This is a genomic window from Mucilaginibacter panaciglaebae (assembly GCF_039539265.1).
Taxonomy (GTDB): domain Bacteria; phylum Bacteroidota; class Bacteroidia; order Sphingobacteriales; family Sphingobacteriaceae; genus Mucilaginibacter; species Mucilaginibacter panaciglaebae.
Genome location: NZ_BAABCV010000002.1, coordinates 216,131 through 233,528, shown reverse-complemented (window position 1 = coordinate 233,528; position 17,398 = coordinate 216,131). Strand labels below are relative to the sequence as shown.

Genomic DNA, 17,398 nt, shown 5'->3' with positions numbered 1-17,398 from the left:
TTGCCATAGGGGCCACGTCTCTACGGTGATAAAAATTATTTAATTCAACTAAAAAAATTAGTAAAATCTGCTACATTTGAAAGGTGTACGCCATAGTAGATATAGAGACCACAGGAGGGCATGCCAGTGCTAACGGTATTACCGAGATCGCTATTTGCCTGCACGACGGTAAAAAGATCACCAGGCGTTTCAATACACTGGTAAATCCCCGCAGGGAAATACCTATTTACATTAGGGCATTAACCGGCATTACCAATGAAATGGTTGCCGAAGCACCGCCTTTTGAAGATGTAGCTGCCGATATTTATCACTTATTGCATGGCAAGATATTCATAGCGCATAACGTAAATTTCGACTATTCTTTTGTGCGATATCACTTGTCACAAGCCGGGTATGAACTGCAATGCAATAAGCTGTGTACGGTAAGATTAGGCCGAAAGATACTACCGGGGTTGCCCTCATACAGCCTGGGCAAGCTTTGCCGGCATCTGGGTATTGATAATGAAAGCCGCCACCGCGCAATGGGCGACTGCGAAGCGACAGCCGAACTGTTTAGCCTGCTGATGCGCAATGACCGGGCCGATCATATTAAACAAGCGCTGAAGCAAAACTCGAAAGAGCAGGTATTGCCGCCGCATTTACCAAAAAAAGTTGTTCAGGAACTGCCTGATGCGCCGGGCGTATATTATTTCCATGATCAAAAGGGTAAGGTAATTTATGTAGGAAAAGCCAAAAATATCAGGAAACGGGTAAACAGCCACTTTACGGGCAATAACCCCGGCCAGCAGCGGCAGGAGTTTTTAAAAAATATCCATCAGATAACCCACCAGGTTTGCGGTACTGAGCTGATTGCTTTTGTGCTGGAGGCCGTAGAAATTAAACGCCTGTGGCCGAAATATAACCGCTCATTAAAGCGTTTTGAACACGCGTATGGACTTTACATGTTTGAGGATCAGCGTGGATATATCCGTCTGGCTGTAGATAAATACCGTAAATACACCGGCGCATTATATACCTGCAATACTATGGTAGAGGGCAGGGCAATACTGAATCAGCTAATTGAAATTTTTGATCTGTGTCCCAAACTTTGTTTTATACAAAACAATACCGAAACCTGTATGGGCATTGCCAGAGACCAATGCGCCTGCACCGGCGTTGAACCTGCCGAAATCTATAATATGAAAGTAAACCTGGCTATTGCCGAGCTCAATAAAGCACTGCCAACCTTTGCTATCCGCGATGAGGGCAGGACGGATGACGAGCATAGTTGCATCCTTGTAGAAAAGGGAAAGTTTTATGGTATCGGCTACATCTCACATTATTTCCAGGTTGAAAATTTGCAGCAACTTAAGGATTACATTACCCCGTATCCCGGCAATGATTATATTAAGAATCTGGTAGCTAATTATGCTGAGAAATTCCCGCACCGAAAAGTGGTGTTTGGGTAATAACATACAAAACTTCGTAAGTATAAATGCGGCACCATAATTGGTAGACTTTAATACATCAAACTATTAAAAACTCGATTATGAACAGCATTAATCAAAATCAACCAGAGGATAATTTCAAAGACCTGAGTGGTCAGGAAGCTATAGCTAAACTAAAACAATTGGCCGAAGGTGCCGCCACCTGTTTCTTTGTAAGCAACATTAAAACCGGTTTGCCGGTATCGGCGCGACCTATGACGGTACAGGATGTTGACGACGAAGGGAACCTGTGGTTTTTAATGGCTAACGATAGTAACACTTATCATGAACTGGAAGCTGAGCCATTGGCACAATTATTTTTTCAGGGCTCAAAATATTCAGATTATCTGAATGTATACGGGCTCGTTGAGCTAAGCCGTGACAAAGAGAAGATTAAACAGTTCTGGAAAGCGACGCTCAATACGTGGTTCACTGAAGGCGAAAATGATCCGCGCATTGCTGTAGTAAAAGTTGAGCCAACTGAGGCGCACTATTGGGATAATAAAAACGGCAATGCTGTTGCCTTTATAAAACAATTGGCTGGTGCAGCTATTGGTAAAACGTTAGATGATTCAGTAGAAGGGAAACTGGATATTCTTTAATAAGAAACACGGGTTAAGAGCCCGGAATCAAGGCGGTACTTTTCACCATCTTTCATTTCGAGAGATAACGGGAAATCTTATATGCTTACTTATCGCGCGTATAAGATTCTCCTCGGTTCTCATGGAATGACAAATCGGTTTAAATGATTTGTGCTTTCTCCAGTTCTTCAGCCATTTGCTGTTGCAATTTCTTAGCTTCTTCGCGTGCAGCATCTGCAAAGTCATCATCGCTACCAGCATAAATGATAGATCGGGATGCGTTAACCAGCAGGCCGCAGTCTTTGGTCATTCCATATTGGCAAAAGTCTTGCAGGCTACCACCCTGGGCGCCAACACCCGGTACCAGCAAAAAGTTATCAGGCGCGTATTTACGTATATTGGTAAATTCGGTACTTTTGGTAGCCCCAACTACATACATAATGCGGTCGGCACCGGCCCAGGTATTTGCTTTTTTAATTACGGCCTCATATAAATAGTCGTCGCCGGTATTCAGGTATTGAAAATCTTTACTGCCTACAGACGAAGTAAGGGCCAGGATAATTACCCACCTGCCCTCATACTTTAAGTATGGCGTTACGCTGTCATTACCCATATAGGGTGTTACCGTTATAGCGTCAAAGCTCATTCCAGAGGTTGCCTCGTCAAAAAAGGCACGGGCATATTTGTCTGAAGTGTTGCCGATGTCGCCACGTTTGGCATCAATAATATTTAAGGTATCCTGAGGCAGATATTTGCTGGTAGCTACAAGGCTTTGCAAACCCTTCACGCCATAGCTTTCATAAAAAGCAGAGTTAGGTTTATAAGCAACGCAAAGATCTTTAGTGGCATCTATAATACGTTTATTAAACTCAAAAACAGGGTCGGGGTATTGTTTTAAAAACTCAGGTATCTTATCGATATCAGTATCCAATCCAACGCATAGAAATGATTTCTTCTGTTTAATCTGGTCTATCAGTTGCCGGCGTGTAATCATGCGAAATTTTTTCGAAATTTTTCTTTGCCAAAAAAACTAAAAATTAGCTGAAGTGTTGAGTAAGAAAAGATATTTTTTTAAAAAGTTTGTTTTGTTAATTTTAATGATTAGAATTGCACTGTTTTCCTTTGAGTTTTTCTTGCACTAAAGAATAATTTACATTCCCGCGTTATTTATCTTGGTATTCCTGGTTTTAACGGTGCAAAAACAAGCTGCAAAATTTCTTTTTCAAAATAACTATCTGAGCATAAACTGTAAGCCTCAAGCATAACTATTACAATAAAACCCCTTTTTGAACCCATAATTCATATCATGTCTGATACTACCGAATTGAACGACAAGCTCGTTTCTGAGTTGCGCGAAATTGCCAAAAGTTTAGGTGTTGCTGATGCTGACTCATTGCGCAAGCCCGACCTTATATCCAATATAGTACAAATGCAACAGCTTATTGAAGCTGCCAGAACTCAACAACAAGTTGTTGAAGATAACTATACACCTGCCGGAGCCAAAAAAGAAGAAGCCGGAGAGAAAAAAGTACGTAACAGGATACGTACCAGCACCAAACTAACCAAGCCTCGTGTCGAGGTTCCGTTGGATGATACCAATTTGTTTGATGTACCTGATGATGAGCCTCAGGCTGACGATACCGTGGTTAACGAAGATAGCTTACCAGCTACCGATGACGAAGGCCAATCACCACAACAGGAGGGCGAAATTGCCGCTACATCATCAGCCGATCCTGGTGTTGAGCGCCCGCAAAAATTTGAGCGTCGCGTACAGCAGCAAAAAGCTGCTGAACCGGCTATTAACCTGGATTTTGACAATGTTATTGTTAATGAAGGTGTATTGGAGATTATGCCCGACGGTTACGGTTTCCTGCGTTCATCTGATTATAACTACCTGACTTCGCCTGATGATATTTACGTATCGCAGTCGCAAATAAAATTGTTCGGCCTTAAAACCGGTGATACCGTTCGCGGTAGCATCCGCCCACCAAAAGAGGGCGAGAAATACTTTCCGCTGGTACGCGTCGAGGCTATCAACGGCCGTATACCAGCCGAGGTTCGTGACCGCGTACCGTTTGATCACCTTACACCGCTTTTCCCCTCAGAAAAGTTGCATCTGTTTACTGATCCGGGGAACTATTCAACCCGTATCATGGACCTTTTTGCACCAATTGGTAAGGGTCAGCGCGGCTTAATTGTAGCCCAGCCAAAAACAGGTAAAACCATGTTATTGAAAGATGTAGCTAACGCTATTGCTAAAAATCACCCGGAAGTATACCTGATCATCCTGCTAATTGATGAACGCCCCGAAGAGGTTACTGATATGGCCCGCAGCGTACGTGCCGAAGTTGTTTCATCGACCTTTGATGAACCGGCCGACCGTCACGTAAAAATTGCCAATATTGTTTTAGAAAAAGCTAAGCGTATGGTTGAATGCGGTCATGACGTAGTCATCCTGCTTGACTCAATTACACGCCTGGCCCGCGCTTATAATACCGTGGCCCCGGCATCTGGTAAAATATTATCTGGTGGTGTTGATGCTAATGCACTGCACAAACCAAAACGTTTCTTTGGTGCAGCACGTAACATTGAGGATGGAGGTTCACTGACCATCATCGCGACAGCGCTGACAGAAACCGGTTCTAAGATGGACGAGGTTATCTTTGAAGAATTTAAGGGTACCGGTAACATGGAGTTGCAATTGGATAGGAAATTATCAAACAAACGCGTGTTCCCCGCTATCGATATTACAGCATCCAGCACACGTAGAGACGACCTGTTGTTAGACCGGGATACCCTGCAACGTATCTGGATATTACGTAATCACCTGGCCGATATGAACTCGATAGAGGCTATGGAGTTCTTGCAGAGCCAGGTTAGAGGTACAAAAACTAACGAGGAGTTTCTGATCTCGATGAATTCGTAGTTTGGTGAGTAATTTGATTAGGTTGATTTGGTGGATGGTTGAAATTTTAAAGTAAACTGCTCACTTAATCAACCCAATCAAATCATTAACTTAATCAATTGTTATTGATTTATTGAGTTAATACTGATACCTTCATCCCTTGAAATGAAGAAGAGGGTAAAAAAGCATGTGCCTAATGCCATAACCTGTTGCAACCTGTTTAGCGGTTGTGTAGGTATTGTATTTGCCGTACAAGGCGATTTAATCACTGCGGCTTATGCCGTTTTCCTGGCAGCTATATTTGACTTTTTTGATGGATTTGCCGCCCGTGTGCTTCAATCATTCTCGGGTATTGGTAAAGATCTGGACTCATTAGCCGATGTGGTGAGTTTTGGCGTTTTACCCTCGGCAATATTATACCAATTGTTTTTGCAGGCTCCGCAAATACATGGTGTTAGTCCGTTTTTAAATTTCAGCGCATTCCTGGTAGCCGTATTTTCAATGCTCAGACTGGCTAAGTTTAATACTGATACACGCCAGGCAGAAATATTTATCGGGCTGCCCACGCCGGCAAATTCTATCTTGATAGCCTCATTTCCACTGATTATTGAGCAGCATGGCAATCTTGCAAAGTATATACTTAATCCTTACGGCTTAACGGCTTTTGTAATAGTAATGTGCGCACTGCTTGTGGCCGAATTACCACTCATGTCGCTCAAATTCAAGAACAAAGATTTTAATAAAAATATTTATCGCTATTTGCTGATGTTGTTTTCGGCAATATTGATACTATTTTTTAAATTTGTGGCTGTTCCGGTGGTTATATTTATCTATATCACCTTATCAATTGTTCAATTTAAAATAGCTAATGACAATATTGCTGGCACTCAAAAAAAGAATACTTAGCCTACAGTAGCGTCCACAAAAAATAACCCACTTCATGAAAACGTTTCAAGCTGAAATTGATGTAATGCCCAAAAAAGAAATACTTGACCCGCAGGGAAAAGCGGTAACAGGCAGTATGAAAAACCTGGGCCTTGCCGAAATTCAAAATATCCGTATTGGCAAGCACATCTCTTTACAAATTGAAGCTGATAGTGAAGAAATAGCTCGCGAAAAAGTTGAATTGGCCTGCAAAAGCTTGTTAGCTAATTTAATTATGGAAAGCTATACCTTTAAATTAGAGCAGGTTTAAGACTTAGCTTCAGCCTCTGCTTTTATTTGTTCCAGGGCTTTGGTGTTAACGGCAATCAAGGTTTGAACCTGGTCTAAATTAGCAATCAAATCCATTACATCCGGCGAACCTGATTTGCAGGCTAATTCAATATGTTGAATTAATGCCTGGCTGTTCAACATGCCAAAAAAGCCCAGCGTAGCTTTCATTTTATGTGCTGCTGCTGCAGCAGCGGGCCAGTCCAGATTTTCAAAAGCATCACTCACGTCCTTAAGCGATACCGGAGTTTGCTGTAAAAACATATCGATTGACTCAATAATAAACTCGTCACTACCATCGGCAATTTCTTGCAGTAGCGAAAGGTCAAGGTCGAAGTTTGTTAAGTCAACTGGCATATTTACAGGTTGTATCTTCAAATTTATAATTTTTTTACAATTAAGCCATCTGTCAGTTCTTTTTTAAGTTGCAGATTGGTTTTCTTTAAAACAGGGTGTACAAATTGAGGCGCCAGCTCAACCAGGGGTGCTAAGGTAAAACCTCTGTTTTGCAGGTGAGGATGCGGTACATGCAGCCCCGGTATATCAATAATATCAGCGTTGAAATATAAAATATCAATATCAATAGTCCGCGATCCCCATTTCTCTTCACGTTTCCGCCCCATTACCTGCTCAATAGACAATATTTTATCCAATACAGTTTGAGCAGGCAAATCTGTTTTTACCTCAACAACCATATTCAAATAATCGGGCTCGTCGGTTTTGCCCCACGATTGGGTTTCGTAAACAGATGATACTCTGATATCTGGCGATATATCGTACGAGATATGCATGATAGCCTGCTGCAGAGATTCTTTCCTGTCGCCCAGGTTACTGCCCAAAAGCAAAAAAACGTTATTCATTGTTGTAACAAATATTATAGACGGTGCTCTTAATATTATACCGTAGGGTTTTATTAAGTTTGCATAGATATAAATATTTATAATAGTAAATGAAGCAATTTTTCAAATTTGTGCTGGCTACAATCGTCGGCATAATTTTATCTACCATAATTATCATACTTGTTATTGTGGGACTGATAGCAGGGGCAAGCAGCGATAAAAGCGTACAGGTTGACGCAAACTCTATATTACATATTGATATAAAATATCCAATTGCCGAGCGTACCCGCAATAATCCGCTGGCTAGTCTCAACTTTTTAGGCTTGGATGGCGATAAATCAATCGGACTAAAAGACATTCTGGCCAACATTAGAAAAGCTAAAACCGATAACAACATCAAAGGAATTTTGCTGGATGAAAGCTATATGTTATCCGGCCAGGCAACAACGGAGGAGATCCGCAATGCACTTATCGACTTTAAAAAGTCGGGTAAGTTTATTATTGCTTATGCCGAGGTTTATACCAAGGGATTTTATTACCTGGCATCTGTGGCCGATAAGATTTACATCAACCCCAAAGGGATTTTTGAGTTTGATGGCTTCAGTTCGCAAATGATGTTTTTTAAGGGTGCGCTGGATAAACTGGGCATTGAAGCACAGGTAATTAGAGTAGGGACGTATAAAAGTGCAGTAGAGCCGATGATCCTGACCAAAATGAGCGATGCTAACCGTCAGCAGGTTACTTCATATGTTAATTCATTGTATAATCATTACCTGGCAGGCATCAGCAAAGCGCGTGGCGTTAATCAAGACTCATTGTTTAATTATGCCAACCAGGCGCGTATTCAGCAACCGGAAGACGCTTTGAAACTAAAGTTGGTAGACGGACTGAAATACCGTGACGAATTATTGGCCGAATTAAAAGGTAAATTAGGGGTTAAACAGAAAGATGATATTAATAGCATCGAGATCAGCGAGTATACCAAAGCCGGTAATGACGATGATACTAAAGAGGTTTCGACCAACCGCATAGCAGTAGTTTATGCGTCGGGCGACATAGCAAGTGGTGAGGGAGATGACAATAGCATAGGCTCTGAAACAACGTCTAAAGCTCTCAGAAAGGTAAGGCTCGATAATAAGGTTAAAGCCGTAGTACTTCGGGTAAACTCGCCGGGAGGCAGCTCGTTAGCCAGCGATGTGATCTGGCGCGAAGTAATGCTGATCAAAAAAGTTAAACCTATCATTGTTTCAATGGGCGACGTAGCAGCATCCGGTGGATATTATATTTCGTGTGCTGCCGATTCAATCTTTGCACAGCCAAATACCATTACCGGTTCAATAGGCATATTTGCCATCTTGCCGAACATGCAAAAACTGTTTAATGACAAATTGGGTGTTACTTTTGACGGTGTTAAAACCGGCCAGTATGCTGATCTGGGAAATACCAGCCGCCCCTTAACTGCGGCCGAGCGTCAGATTCTGCAAAATCAGATCAACCATGGCTATGATGATTTTACCAAAGCTGTGGCGGTTGGCCGCCATAAAACGCAAGCTTATATTAACAGCGTTGGCCAGGGCCGCGTTTGGACGGGCGAGCAAGCACTTAAATTAGGTTTGGTTGACCGTTTGGGTAACATTAGCGACGCTGTAAAATCTGCCGCCAGGATGGCTAAGTTGAAAAACTATAGGTTGGTAGCTTACCCTGAGCAAAAAAGTGTATTAAACAAGCTTGGCGAGAGCTTTAGCATACAAATGAAAACCCGCATGCTCAAATCAGAACTCGGCGAAAATTATCCAGTTTACGAGCAAATAAAAAATCTGACTTCGACAATGCGTACTCCGCTTGCACGTATGGAGTATGATGTGGTGGTGAAATAAGCCGATAGTCCATAGTTGATAGCTCATAGTCGGTCGTTCACGGTTTTTATGGTGTTATACAAATCATTGTTCATGTTTACAGTGATAGGTACTAATGACTATTGACCATGAACGCCATCAACGATAGCCCTAAAGCTATGAACTAAGGTAAACCTTTCGTACTTTTATCACTTAATCAACTCATGGAAAACAAAGCCATAGCCCGGAAACTTCGTTTGCTGTCGCAACTCATGGAATTACATGAGGTAAACCCTTTTAAAATAAAATCTATAGCCAACGCGGCCTTTAATGTCGATAAATTTAACGGGAAGATAGCCAGCAAAACCTTTGAGGAACTGGAGAAAATACAGGGCATTGGTAAAAGTGTTGCTACTAAAGTAATTGAGCTGGTACAAACCGGCACTATGTTGGAACTGGACGAGCTGATAGCCGGCACGCCGCCCGGTGTATTAGAAATGATGAGTATAAAAGGCATCGGCGCGAAAAAGGTGGCTGTGATATGGCGCGAGATGAATATCGAAACCGTTGGTGAATTGTTTTATGCCTGCAACGAAAACCGCCTGATAGAAGCTAAAGGTTTTGGTTTAAAGACTCAGGAGGACATTGGTAAGGCTATAGAATTCAAGATGGCCAGTACAGGCAAGTTCTTGTATGCGCAGGTTGAGCCTGAGGCAGACAGGATCATGGACAAGTTGAAATTTACTTTTACCAATCTTTTGATCGATTTTGCCGGCGAATATCGGAGACTGTGCGAGGTAGTTAATGAACTGGTAGTGATAGTAGGCGGACGCGATTGCGAAATTGTTTACCAAACCATCTTACATTCTGACCTGGCAATTGGCATGAAACCAGAGGGCGACCATATAGTTGGCCTCACTGAAAACGGTTTGCGCGTGGTGTTTTGTGTAGTTGAGAAACGTTTGTTCTTTAGAACGTTATTTATTAAAACCGGCAACGACGAACATGTGAAAACGGTGCTAAACCGCGGTGGCGATGATGCTGACCAACCAGAGAACGAAGAGTTGATCTACAAAAAAGCAGGATTGGGATTTATTAAACCTGAACTGCGCGAAGGGAATACTTTTATTGAAAAAGCGGCTGCTAACCAGCTGCCGCAATTAATATCATACAATGACTTGCGCGGAACGTTGCACAACCACAGCACCTGGAGCGACGGCGTAAATACTGTCGAGGAAATGGCGGTGTACTGTCGCGATCAGTTAAACCTGCAATACCTGGGGTTGAGCGACCATAGTAAGAGTGCTTTTTACGCTAAAGGCCTGAGCATTGAGCGCGTATTACAACAGCAGGAAGAGATTGATCATCTCAACAAAAAGTTAGACGGGTTCCATGTATTTAAAGGCATAGAGTCTGATATTTTAAATGATGGCTCGCTGGACTATCCGGACGAAATACTAAAGAAGTTTGATTTTGTGGTGGCATCCGTCCACAGTAACTTAAAGATGAGCGAGGAAAAGGCGACAGAGCGCCTGATTAAAGCCATTGAAAATCCATACACCACCATATTAGGCCATCCTACGGGTAGATTATTATTAAGTCGGAATGGTTATACTTTTGATTATAAAAAAGTGATAGACGCCTGTGCTGCTAATAACGTAGTGATTGAGATTAATTCAAATCCTTTACGCCTGGATCTGGACTGGCGCTGGCACCAGTATGCATTAGATAAAGGCGTATGGTTGAGCATCAATCCGGATGCGCATCGTAATGAGGGTTTTTTGGATATGCACTACGGTGTTATAATAGGAAGAAAAGGCGGTTTATATAAAGAAAGATGCCTGAACGCATTATCCTTACCAGAAATAACCCAATTTTTTAAAGACAAAAAGAAATAAGCCAGTGGTCATACAGCAACTTAAAGATCATCAGGAAACCATACAAAAGGTTATTGATAGCCTGGTGCCACATATTGAGCACGCCTGCGGGGTAATGACTTCAACCTTGCAGAACGGCAAGAAAGTTTTAATTGCCGGAAACGGTGGCAGTGCGGCCGACGCTCAACACATTGCTGCTGAGCTAAGCGGTCGTTTTGTTAAAAATCGTAAAGCTTTGCCTGGTATTGCACTAACTACCGATACCTCTGCCCTTACAGCAATAGCCAATGACTATGGCTATGATTATGTTTTTGCGCGACAGGTAGAGGCATTGGCGCAGCCCGGCGATTTATTTATCGGTATATCAACCAGTGGTAACAGTGAAGTTGTTTTACGGGCATTTACAACCGCTAAAGAGATGGGCTGCCAAACTTTAGGTCTTTCTGGCCGGGATGGAGGCAAGATGAATGGTTTGTGCGATCTGAATATCGTGGTTCCGTCTGATCTGACCGCGCGTATACAGGAAATGCATATCCTGATAGGCCATATACTTTGCCAGGCGGTTGATGATCTGTATTAAACCCCAAAAATCATGAGAGTAGATTTAGAACGCGCACTTTTAGAAAAACTGGGAGATCTGTCAACCATTAAAAGCAAAGTTGACTTTTGGAGAAGCGAAGGTGATAAGGTAGTGTTTACCAATGGAGTTTTTGATTTGTTACATATCGGGCATATAACCTATATGGCAAAGGCTGCTAACCTGGGCGACAGGCTGGTGGTGGGTTTAAATGCTGATAGCTCTGTAAAACGTATTAAAGGTGAGAGCCGCCCGATAAACGATCAGGCTAATCGCTCGGCTTTATTAGCCGCGTTATTTTTTGTGGATGCCGTTGTAATATTTGAAGAAGATACGCCCGCAAATTTGATCGGTACTTTGCTGCCGGATATTTTGGTAAAAGGTGCCGATTATACTATAGATAACATAGTTGGCGCCAAAGAGGTGCTGGATAATGGGGGCGAGGTTAAGACTATTGATCTGGTTGAAGGTTACTCGTCGACATCTATTATTCAACGTATTCAAAGTCAAGGTAGCTAAGGCAAATGAAGATATTGGTGATCCGTTTCAGTTCGATGGGCGATATTATTTATACAACGCCTGTTGTGCGTTGCCTGAAAAAACAGCTGCCCGATGCCGAAGTGCACTTCATCACCAAACCTGCTTTTAAATATATCTACGAGAACAACCCTTATGTCGATAAGCTGCTGTTGCTTAAACCAACGCTGTCAGAGACCATTAGAGATATCAAAGCCGAGGGTTATGATCATATTGTCGACTTGCATAATAACCTGCGTACGGCTCTTATTAAGCTGCGTACGGGCGTCCCTTCGTCAACTTACAAAAAGCAAACTATACGCAAGTGGCTAAGCCTGAAATTTAATTTAAAGCTCGTACCACCAGTACACCTGGTAGACCGTTATATGAAAGCTGCAGCAGCGCTGGGTGTTGTGAACGATAATGAACCGATAGATTATTATATCAAGGCCGCGCACCAGGTTGAGAAACTCTTGCCAGCGTCGCATCAAAATGATTTTGTGGCATTTGTTATAGGCGCTACTCATTTTACCAAACGTATGCCTAATAACAAGATTATCAGCGTTTGCAAAGAAATTAATATGCCGATAGTTTTACTGGGCGGTAATGACGTTAAAGTTAATGGCGATGAAATAGCCGCTGCTTTGGGCGAAAAAGTTTACAATGCCTGTGGTATAAGCTCGCTTGATGAATCGGTTTTCCTGGTGTCAAAAGCAAAAAAAATTATTGGTTTTGATACCGGGCTTACACACATTGCGGAAGCTTTTGAACGGCCTATTGTATCTGTGTGGGGCGGTACTGTACCCGAATTGCTGGGCGTACAGCCTTACAAAGTAAAAGAGGTGCTGGTTGCAGGCGTAGAGTTGGAGTGCCGGCCGTGTTCGAAATTTGGCTTACCTGCCTGCCCCCTGGGACATTTTAAATGCATGCGTGACATTGACGAAGGCCTGATAACGAAATTCATAAACAGTTAGCTTATATGAAAAAAGCTGTTTTGCTAACCCTGCTTATTGGAATAGTTAGTGTAAGTGCCCAGGCGCAAAAGCTTACCTATGGGGCAAAAGTTTCGGGTGGTATCGCTTATCAGCAAATTAAAAATACAGAAATACGTTCAACTGGTAGTATCAAAACCTTTAACATCAAAGGTGTAGTACAAATGCCCGTAAAAAATAATTTTTGGTTAGAAGGCGCTTTAGGCATAGTAGGCAAAGGCGGTGTGTTTTATCAGGATGCGTTAACTACAACCGTACATTTAACCTACCTGGAATTGCCGGCTGAAATAATGCGCAAATTTACCTTTACCAACCTGGGGATATTTTATTTGGGTGCAGGCGGCTATATATCGGGCGGCATTGGCGGCAAATTAGATTATGAAACACCGGGCACCAAATCGACAGATAAGCTGAAGTTTGGCGAAGATCTTGATGCCCGCAGATATGATACAGGGCTGGATTTTTCAACAGGCTTTGAGTTTCGCAATCATGTTACTTTTAACATGGGTTATAAATTGGGCCTGAATAATATTGCATCGGTACCACAACAAGATACAGGTACAAGTGTTGTACGAAACAGGGAGTTTACTATCGGATTAGGGTATCTCTTAAAATAATACTTGTTAATATGAAAAAGCTTCTTTTAATACGCCACGCTAAAGCTACTCATGAGGGCGGGTATGTTGATTTTGAACGTCCATTAAAGCCGTCGGGTTTGCGGGATGCGGCGATTATGGCAGGCAGGCTAAAAGAGCATAATATCATTCCCCAAATATTAGTTTCAAGCCCCGCACTGCGAACATTGGCTACCGCAAATGTAATTTCTGAGCATATGGGGCTGGCTAAAGCCGAAGAGATAGCAGGTATTTATGACGCCGCAGGCGACGATTTGTTGGACGTTATTACCCAACTGGATGATGGTTGTGATTTTGTAGGATTGGTAGGGCATAATCCCGCAATAGCGCAGGTGTTCTATAATTTATCGGGCCAACCGCAGGATATTTCGCCCGGTGCTGTAGGCTTAATTGAGTTCGATATTAATACCTGGGCAGACGTACGCAGTAACCGTGGCAAGTTAGTTTATTATGATTCGCCTAAAGACGAGGCCTGATTCATTAATAATTCTACCACTGCAATGTCTTCGGGAAATGTGATCTTGATGTTTTTATAGCTTCCATTTACCAGGTAGATCCTGGTGCCGGTAGCCTCAACTACGCTGGCGTCGTCAGTAAAAGTGCTGCTATATTCCTGTGTATAAGCTTTTTTTAACTGTGCAGACTGGAAGGTTTGCGGTGTTTGCACTAAATAAATCTCGTCTCGCGTAAGTGCAACAGATACATCATTTTTTAATTGACGGATAGAATCCCGGCTTTTTACAGCCGCTACACCATTGCCGTGCTCGGCGGCACTCTCATAAGCTTTATCAATGGTCTCGGGGCTTGTCATGGGCCTTACGGCATCCTGTACCGCTATAAGGCTTGGCTCGTCCGCAGAAATTAAATCCAAACCATTTTTTACCGAATGAAAACGTGTTTCGCCGCCACTTACCACCCGGTGCGGCAGACTAAAATTGTGCATTTCGCAAAGTTTTGCCCAGTAATCATGATAGGTTGATGGTAAAACCAGTATCAACTCGGGTTTCGATTGGCTGTTTTGAAAAGCAAGTAAGGTATGAATCAAAACCGGTAATCCGTTTAACAATAGAAACTGTTTAGGCATGCCTGACCCCATCCGGCTGCCTGACCCTCCCGCAACTATAATGGCGTATCGTTTTGAAATAGGAGATGTGAGATGTGAGATGTGAGACATTGTTGGATAGAGATGTATTTGAAGCGTGAGATTCTGTGTAAATATCTGATAATGCTAATAAATAAAAAACATGAATCTCATATCCAAGATAAAAAAAATGTGAGACCATTTCTGATCTCACATCTTTATCTCCCATCTCATCCCGATAGCTATCGGGAATAAAATCAGATGATCAGCATGGCATCGCCATAGCTGTAGAAACGGTATTTCTCTTTAACTGCCACTTCATAAGCGTTCATGATGTTTTCATAACCGCCAAACGCCGAAACCATCATTAATAGGGTAGACTCGGGAGTATGGAAGTTGGTGATCATTGAGTTAGCAATGCTGAATTCGTAAGGAGGGAAGATAAACTTGCTCGTCCAGTCGTTAATTGGTTTCAAGCTTTTGTTTGCAGATACTGCTGATTCGATAGCACGCATACTGGTAGTGCCTACCGCACAAACACGGCGCTTGTTTTCTATAGCTCTATTTACAACATCAGCTTGCTTTTGTTCAATAATGATCTGCTCTGAATCCATTTTGTGTTTGGTCAGATCCTCAACCTCAACCTGGCGGAATGTGCCCAAACCAACGTGTAAGGTAACTTCAGCAAATTCAACACCTTTAAGTTCCAGGCGTTTCATTAACTCGCGGCTAAAGTGCAGCCCGGCCGTAGGCGCGGCAACAGCACCTTCGTGTTTAGCAAAGATGGTTTGGTAGCGCTCTTTATCCTCGGCAGTTGCTTTACGTTTAATGTATTTTGGCAGCGGTGTCTCGCCTAAAATTTCTACGTTTCGACGAAATTCTTCGTCAGTACCATCAAACAAAAAGCGTATAGTGCGGCCACGTGACGTAGTATTGTCAACAACCTCGGCAATTAAAAGATCGTCATCGCCGAAATATAATTTATTCCCTACGCGGATTTTACGCGCCGGGTCAACCAATACGTCCCATAAACGAAGCTCTTTGTTTAGCTCGCGCAGCAAAAATACTTCAATGGTAGCGCCGGTTTTTTCTTTATTACCATACATGCGTGCCGGAAATACTTTGGTATTGTTAAGGATCATGACATCCTTGTCGTCAAAATAGTCCAGAACGTCTTTAAAAACTTTATGCTCAATTTTTCCTGAGTCCTTGTGTAAAACCATTAAGCGCGATTCGTCGCGAACGTCAGATGGGTTGTGTGCAATTAATGACTCGGGTAGATTGAATTTAAATTGAGATAATTTCATGCTTGTATTTATGAATTTTCAGGGCGCAAATGTACTAATATATTTGGTGATTACACGGATTTATTGTATAGATTACACCGATATGTTATTTGGTTACATCAACTTATGTAAAGTGTATTTTAGGTTATTAATTTATTGCTGTAACTTAACCGCAATATAAACATCTAACGTTATATAACACCAAATTTTTAAATGAGTTTACAATTGCTGTAAATCAGCCCAAAAAACTGGTGTGATCTATTATGATATTTTTAAAACTTTTTAGAGAAAGCTTTTTGTTCGCCCTTGATGCACTGCGTCAAAACAGGTTACGTACGCTATTGTCATTACTGGGCGTAACTATAGGCATTTTTACAATTATAGCGGTGTTTTCGGCTGTAGATACCCTGCGCGATAATTTGCAAAAGAGCGTTGATAAGCTAGGCAACAACAGCGTTTACGTCGAAAAGTGGCCCTGGACATCAGACGGCGAATATCCGTGGTGGAAATTTATGCAGCGGCCCGTACCCAGATTGCGTGATTTTTACGAACTGCAGCGTCGCAGCCAGACAGCCGCTGCGATTTCGTACGAAGTTAATATTGACAACCGAACCATAAAATACGGCAGTAACACTGTTGACGGCGCACAGATTGATGCCTGTACCCAGGATCATGATAAAACCTGGACGGTAGATTTTCAGGATGGCCGCTATTTTACTGAAATGGAATCGCAAACCGGAGCGGCTGTGACAATCGTTGGCAATGATATCGCCGAAAATCTGTTCCCGGCTGGTAATGCGGTCGGCAAAAAGATAAAAGTAATGGGGCGGTACGTAACTATTATTGGTGTATTTGCCAAAGAGGGTAAGGACATGCTAGGCATTTCGGCAGATAAGGAGGTGCTATTGCCGCTAAACTTTGCACGTAACTTAATCGATATACAGAACGAAAGGTATCGTCCCTCAGTTATCGTACGCGGTAAAGCAGGTATCCCAATGGCAGATGTAAAAGGCGAGCTGAAAGGCTTGATGCGCTCCATACGCAGCTTAAGCCCTAACGAAGATGATAACTTTGCACTTAATGAAAGTACGATGCTTTCTGATCAGTTGGATATTGTGTTCAAGATTATCAATGTCGCCGGTTTGATTATAGGCTTGTTCTCTATTTTGGTGGGTGGATTTGGCATTGCCAATATTATGTTCGTGTCGGTAAAAGAGCGTACTAATATTATCGGCATACAGAAATCACTTGGCGCCAAAAATTATTTTATCCTGCTGCAATTTCTCATTGAATCCATAATACTTTGCCTGATGGGGGGAATAATAGGCTTGCTGATGGTTTATCTGGGCACTTTTGTGGTTAAATGGATGTCGGGGGTAGCTATTGTGCTTTATCTTAAGAACGTAATTATTGGCATAGGTACTTCGGTAGGTATCGGTATCATTTCGGGAATCATTCCGGCTTGGTTTGCTTCCAAATTAGATCCGGTTGAGGCGATACGATCGAATTAGCGCCCTCTCTTAATCTCCCCTGTTAGGGGAGACTTTAAATTTTATTATTTTTTTATCGCTTTGTTGCCTTACAAGGAAGGTTGCA

The 17,398-nt window shown here is 42.4% G+C and carries 18 protein-coding genes; 13 read left to right on the top strand and 5 right to left on the bottom strand.

Going from position 1 to position 17,398, the window contains the following annotated elements; genetic code table 11:
- Window positions 1-83 precede the first annotated feature (83 nt).
- Both ABD772_RS03305 and ABD772_RS03300 read left to right on the top strand, forming a co-directional pair.
- Window positions 84-1,448: an exonuclease domain-containing protein gene (locus ABD772_RS03305; RefSeq protein ID WP_345101010.1), complete on the top strand. Its 1,365-nt coding sequence runs from the start codon at window positions 84-86 to the stop codon at window positions 1,446-1,448.
- A gap of 80 nt (window positions 1,449-1,528) precedes the next feature.
- The gene (locus ABD772_RS03300) at window positions 1,529-2,068 is read left to right on the top strand and encodes a pyridoxamine 5'-phosphate oxidase family protein (protein ID WP_345101009.1); all 540 of its coding nucleotides are present in this window, start codon (window positions 1,529-1,531) and stop codon (window positions 2,066-2,068) included.
- A 139-nt stretch (window positions 2,069-2,207) separates the two neighbouring features.
- Here ABD772_RS03300 and pyrF read toward each other — a convergent pair whose 3' ends face one another.
- Entirely contained in the window at window positions 2,208-3,038 is an 831-nt protein-coding gene (pyrF, locus tag ABD772_RS03295; RefSeq protein WP_345101197.1) for an orotidine-5'-phosphate decarboxylase, read from the bottom strand.
- 315 nt (window positions 3,039-3,353) lie between these two features.
- Here pyrF and rho point away from each other — a divergent pair, with 315 nt between their 5' ends.
- The 3 genes from rho (at window position 3,354) to purS (ending at window position 6,147) form a co-directional block, all read left to right on the top strand.
- On the top strand, window positions 3,354-4,973 hold the full coding sequence (rho, locus tag ABD772_RS03290; protein ID WP_345101008.1) for a transcription termination factor Rho: 1,620 nt from the start codon (window positions 3,354-3,356) through the stop codon (window positions 4,971-4,973).
- 144 nt (window positions 4,974-5,117) lie between these two features.
- Window positions 5,118-5,858: a CDP-diacylglycerol--serine O-phosphatidyltransferase gene (pssA, locus tag ABD772_RS03285; RefSeq protein ID WP_345101007.1), complete on the top strand. Its 741-nt coding sequence runs from the start codon at window positions 5,118-5,120 to the stop codon at window positions 5,856-5,858.
- Between the two features lie 34 nt (window positions 5,859-5,892).
- On the top strand, window positions 5,893-6,147 hold the full coding sequence (purS, locus tag ABD772_RS03280; protein WP_345101006.1) for a phosphoribosylformylglycinamidine synthase subunit PurS: 255 nt from the start codon (window positions 5,893-5,895) through the stop codon (window positions 6,145-6,147).
- Here the strand turns inward: purS and ABD772_RS03275 are convergent.
- Together ABD772_RS03275 and folK are read right to left on the bottom strand one after the other, a co-directional pair.
- Window positions 6,144-6,521, bottom strand: coding sequence for an Hpt domain-containing protein (locus ABD772_RS03275; RefSeq protein WP_345101005.1), 378 nt, complete (start codon window positions 6,519-6,521; stop codon window positions 6,144-6,146). The two genes, purS and ABD772_RS03275, sit on opposite strands and share 4 nt — an antisense overlap.
- A gap of 23 nt (window positions 6,522-6,544) precedes the next feature.
- On the bottom strand, window positions 6,545-7,024 hold the full coding sequence (gene folK, locus ABD772_RS03270; RefSeq protein WP_345101004.1) for a 2-amino-4-hydroxy-6-hydroxymethyldihydropteridine diphosphokinase: 480 nt from the start codon (window positions 7,022-7,024) through the stop codon (window positions 6,545-6,547).
- 89 nt (window positions 7,025-7,113) lie between these two features.
- Here folK and sppA point away from each other — a divergent pair, with 89 nt between their 5' ends.
- The 7 genes from sppA (at window position 7,114) to ABD772_RS03235 (ending at window position 13,911) form a co-directional block, all read left to right on the top strand.
- Window positions 7,114-8,880: a signal peptide peptidase SppA gene (gene sppA / locus ABD772_RS03265; RefSeq protein WP_345101003.1), complete on the top strand. Its 1,767-nt coding sequence runs from the start codon at window positions 7,114-7,116 to the stop codon at window positions 8,878-8,880.
- A gap of 182 nt (window positions 8,881-9,062) precedes the next feature.
- Complete coding sequence (locus tag ABD772_RS03260; protein WP_345101002.1) at window positions 9,063-10,736, top strand: helix-hairpin-helix domain-containing protein; 1,674 nt, start codon at window positions 9,063-9,065, stop codon at window positions 10,734-10,736.
- 4 nt (window positions 10,737-10,740) lie between these two features.
- Window positions 10,741-11,295, top strand: a complete 555-nt coding sequence (gene gmhA, locus ABD772_RS03255; protein ID WP_345101001.1) for a D-sedoheptulose 7-phosphate isomerase — start codon at window positions 10,741-10,743, stop codon at window positions 11,293-11,295.
- Between the two features lie 12 nt (window positions 11,296-11,307).
- A complete protein-coding gene (rfaE2, locus tag ABD772_RS03250) occupies window positions 11,308-11,811 on the top strand; it encodes a D-glycero-beta-D-manno-heptose 1-phosphate adenylyltransferase (protein ID WP_345101000.1) in 504 nt (167 codons plus the stop codon).
- A gap of 5 nt (window positions 11,812-11,816) precedes the next feature.
- Complete coding sequence (locus tag ABD772_RS03245) at window positions 11,817-12,782, top strand: glycosyltransferase family 9 protein (RefSeq protein ID WP_345100999.1); 966 nt, start codon at window positions 11,817-11,819, stop codon at window positions 12,780-12,782.
- A 5-nt stretch (window positions 12,783-12,787) separates the two neighbouring features.
- On the top strand, window positions 12,788-13,417 hold the full coding sequence (locus ABD772_RS03240) for an outer membrane beta-barrel protein (protein WP_345100998.1): 630 nt from the start codon (window positions 12,788-12,790) through the stop codon (window positions 13,415-13,417).
- A gap of 11 nt (window positions 13,418-13,428) precedes the next feature.
- A complete protein-coding gene (locus ABD772_RS03235; RefSeq protein WP_345100997.1) occupies window positions 13,429-13,911 on the top strand; it encodes a SixA phosphatase family protein in 483 nt (160 codons plus the stop codon).
- Here the strand turns inward: ABD772_RS03235 and ABD772_RS03230 are convergent.
- The gene (locus ABD772_RS03230) at window positions 13,884-14,609 is read right to left on the bottom strand and encodes a 2-C-methyl-D-erythritol 4-phosphate cytidylyltransferase (protein WP_345100996.1); all 726 of its coding nucleotides are present in this window, start codon (window positions 14,607-14,609) and stop codon (window positions 13,884-13,886) included. The genes ABD772_RS03235 and ABD772_RS03230 overlap by 28 nt on opposite strands.
- Window positions 14,610-14,773: 164 nt before the next feature.
- Entirely contained in the window at window positions 14,774-15,823 is a 1,050-nt protein-coding gene (gene queA / locus ABD772_RS03225) for a tRNA preQ1(34) S-adenosylmethionine ribosyltransferase-isomerase QueA (protein ID WP_345100995.1), read from the bottom strand.
- A gap of 242 nt (window positions 15,824-16,065) precedes the next feature.
- Between queA and ABD772_RS03220 the strand changes: the two genes are divergently transcribed.
- Window positions 16,066-17,313 (top strand): ABC transporter permease, encoded by a 1,248-nt coding sequence (locus tag ABD772_RS03220; RefSeq protein WP_345100994.1) that lies wholly within the window; start codon window positions 16,066-16,068, stop codon window positions 17,311-17,313.
- Window positions 17,314-17,398: the final 85 nt, after the last annotated feature.

Excerpts from the sequence above, each read along its gene's own strand:
- ABD772_RS03300 (WP_345101009.1), top strand. The coding sequence starts at position 1,529 with ATGAACAGCATTAATCAAAATCAACCAGAGGATAATTTCAAAGACCTG.
- rho (WP_345101008.1), top strand. The coding sequence starts at position 3,354 with ATGTCTGATACTACCGAATTGAACGACAAGCTCGTTTCTGAGTTGCGC.
- pssA (WP_345101007.1), top strand. The coding sequence starts at position 5,118 with ATGAAGAAGAGGGTAAAAAAGCATGTGCCTAATGCCATAACCTGTTGC.
- purS (WP_345101006.1), top strand. The coding sequence starts at position 5,893 with ATGAAAACGTTTCAAGCTGAAATTGATGTAATGCCCAAAAAAGAAATA.
- ABD772_RS03275 (WP_345101005.1), bottom strand. The coding sequence starts at position 6,521 with ATGCCAGTTGACTTAACAAACTTCGACCTTGACCTTTCGCTACTGCAA.
- folK (WP_345101004.1), bottom strand. The coding sequence starts at position 7,024 with ATGAATAACGTTTTTTTGCTTTTGGGCAGTAACCTGGGCGACAGGAAA.
- sppA (WP_345101003.1), top strand. The coding sequence starts at position 7,114 with ATGAAGCAATTTTTCAAATTTGTGCTGGCTACAATCGTCGGCATAATT.
- ABD772_RS03260 (WP_345101002.1), top strand. The coding sequence starts at position 9,063 with ATGGAAAACAAAGCCATAGCCCGGAAACTTCGTTTGCTGTCGCAACTC.
- rfaE2 (WP_345101000.1), top strand. The coding sequence starts at position 11,308 with ATGAGAGTAGATTTAGAACGCGCACTTTTAGAAAAACTGGGAGATCTG.
- ABD772_RS03245 (WP_345100999.1), top strand. The coding sequence starts at position 11,817 with ATGAAGATATTGGTGATCCGTTTCAGTTCGATGGGCGATATTATTTAT.
- ABD772_RS03240 (WP_345100998.1), top strand. The coding sequence starts at position 12,788 with ATGAAAAAAGCTGTTTTGCTAACCCTGCTTATTGGAATAGTTAGTGTA.
- ABD772_RS03235 (WP_345100997.1), top strand. The coding sequence starts at position 13,429 with ATGAAAAAGCTTCTTTTAATACGCCACGCTAAAGCTACTCATGAGGGC.
- ABD772_RS03230 (WP_345100996.1), bottom strand. The coding sequence starts at position 14,609 with ATGTCTCACATCTCACATCTCACATCTCCTATTTCAAAACGATACGCC.
- queA (WP_345100995.1), bottom strand. The coding sequence starts at position 15,823 with ATGAAATTATCTCAATTTAAATTCAATCTACCCGAGTCATTAATTGCA.
- ABD772_RS03220 (WP_345100994.1), top strand. The coding sequence starts at position 16,066 with ATGATATTTTTAAAACTTTTTAGAGAAAGCTTTTTGTTCGCCCTTGAT.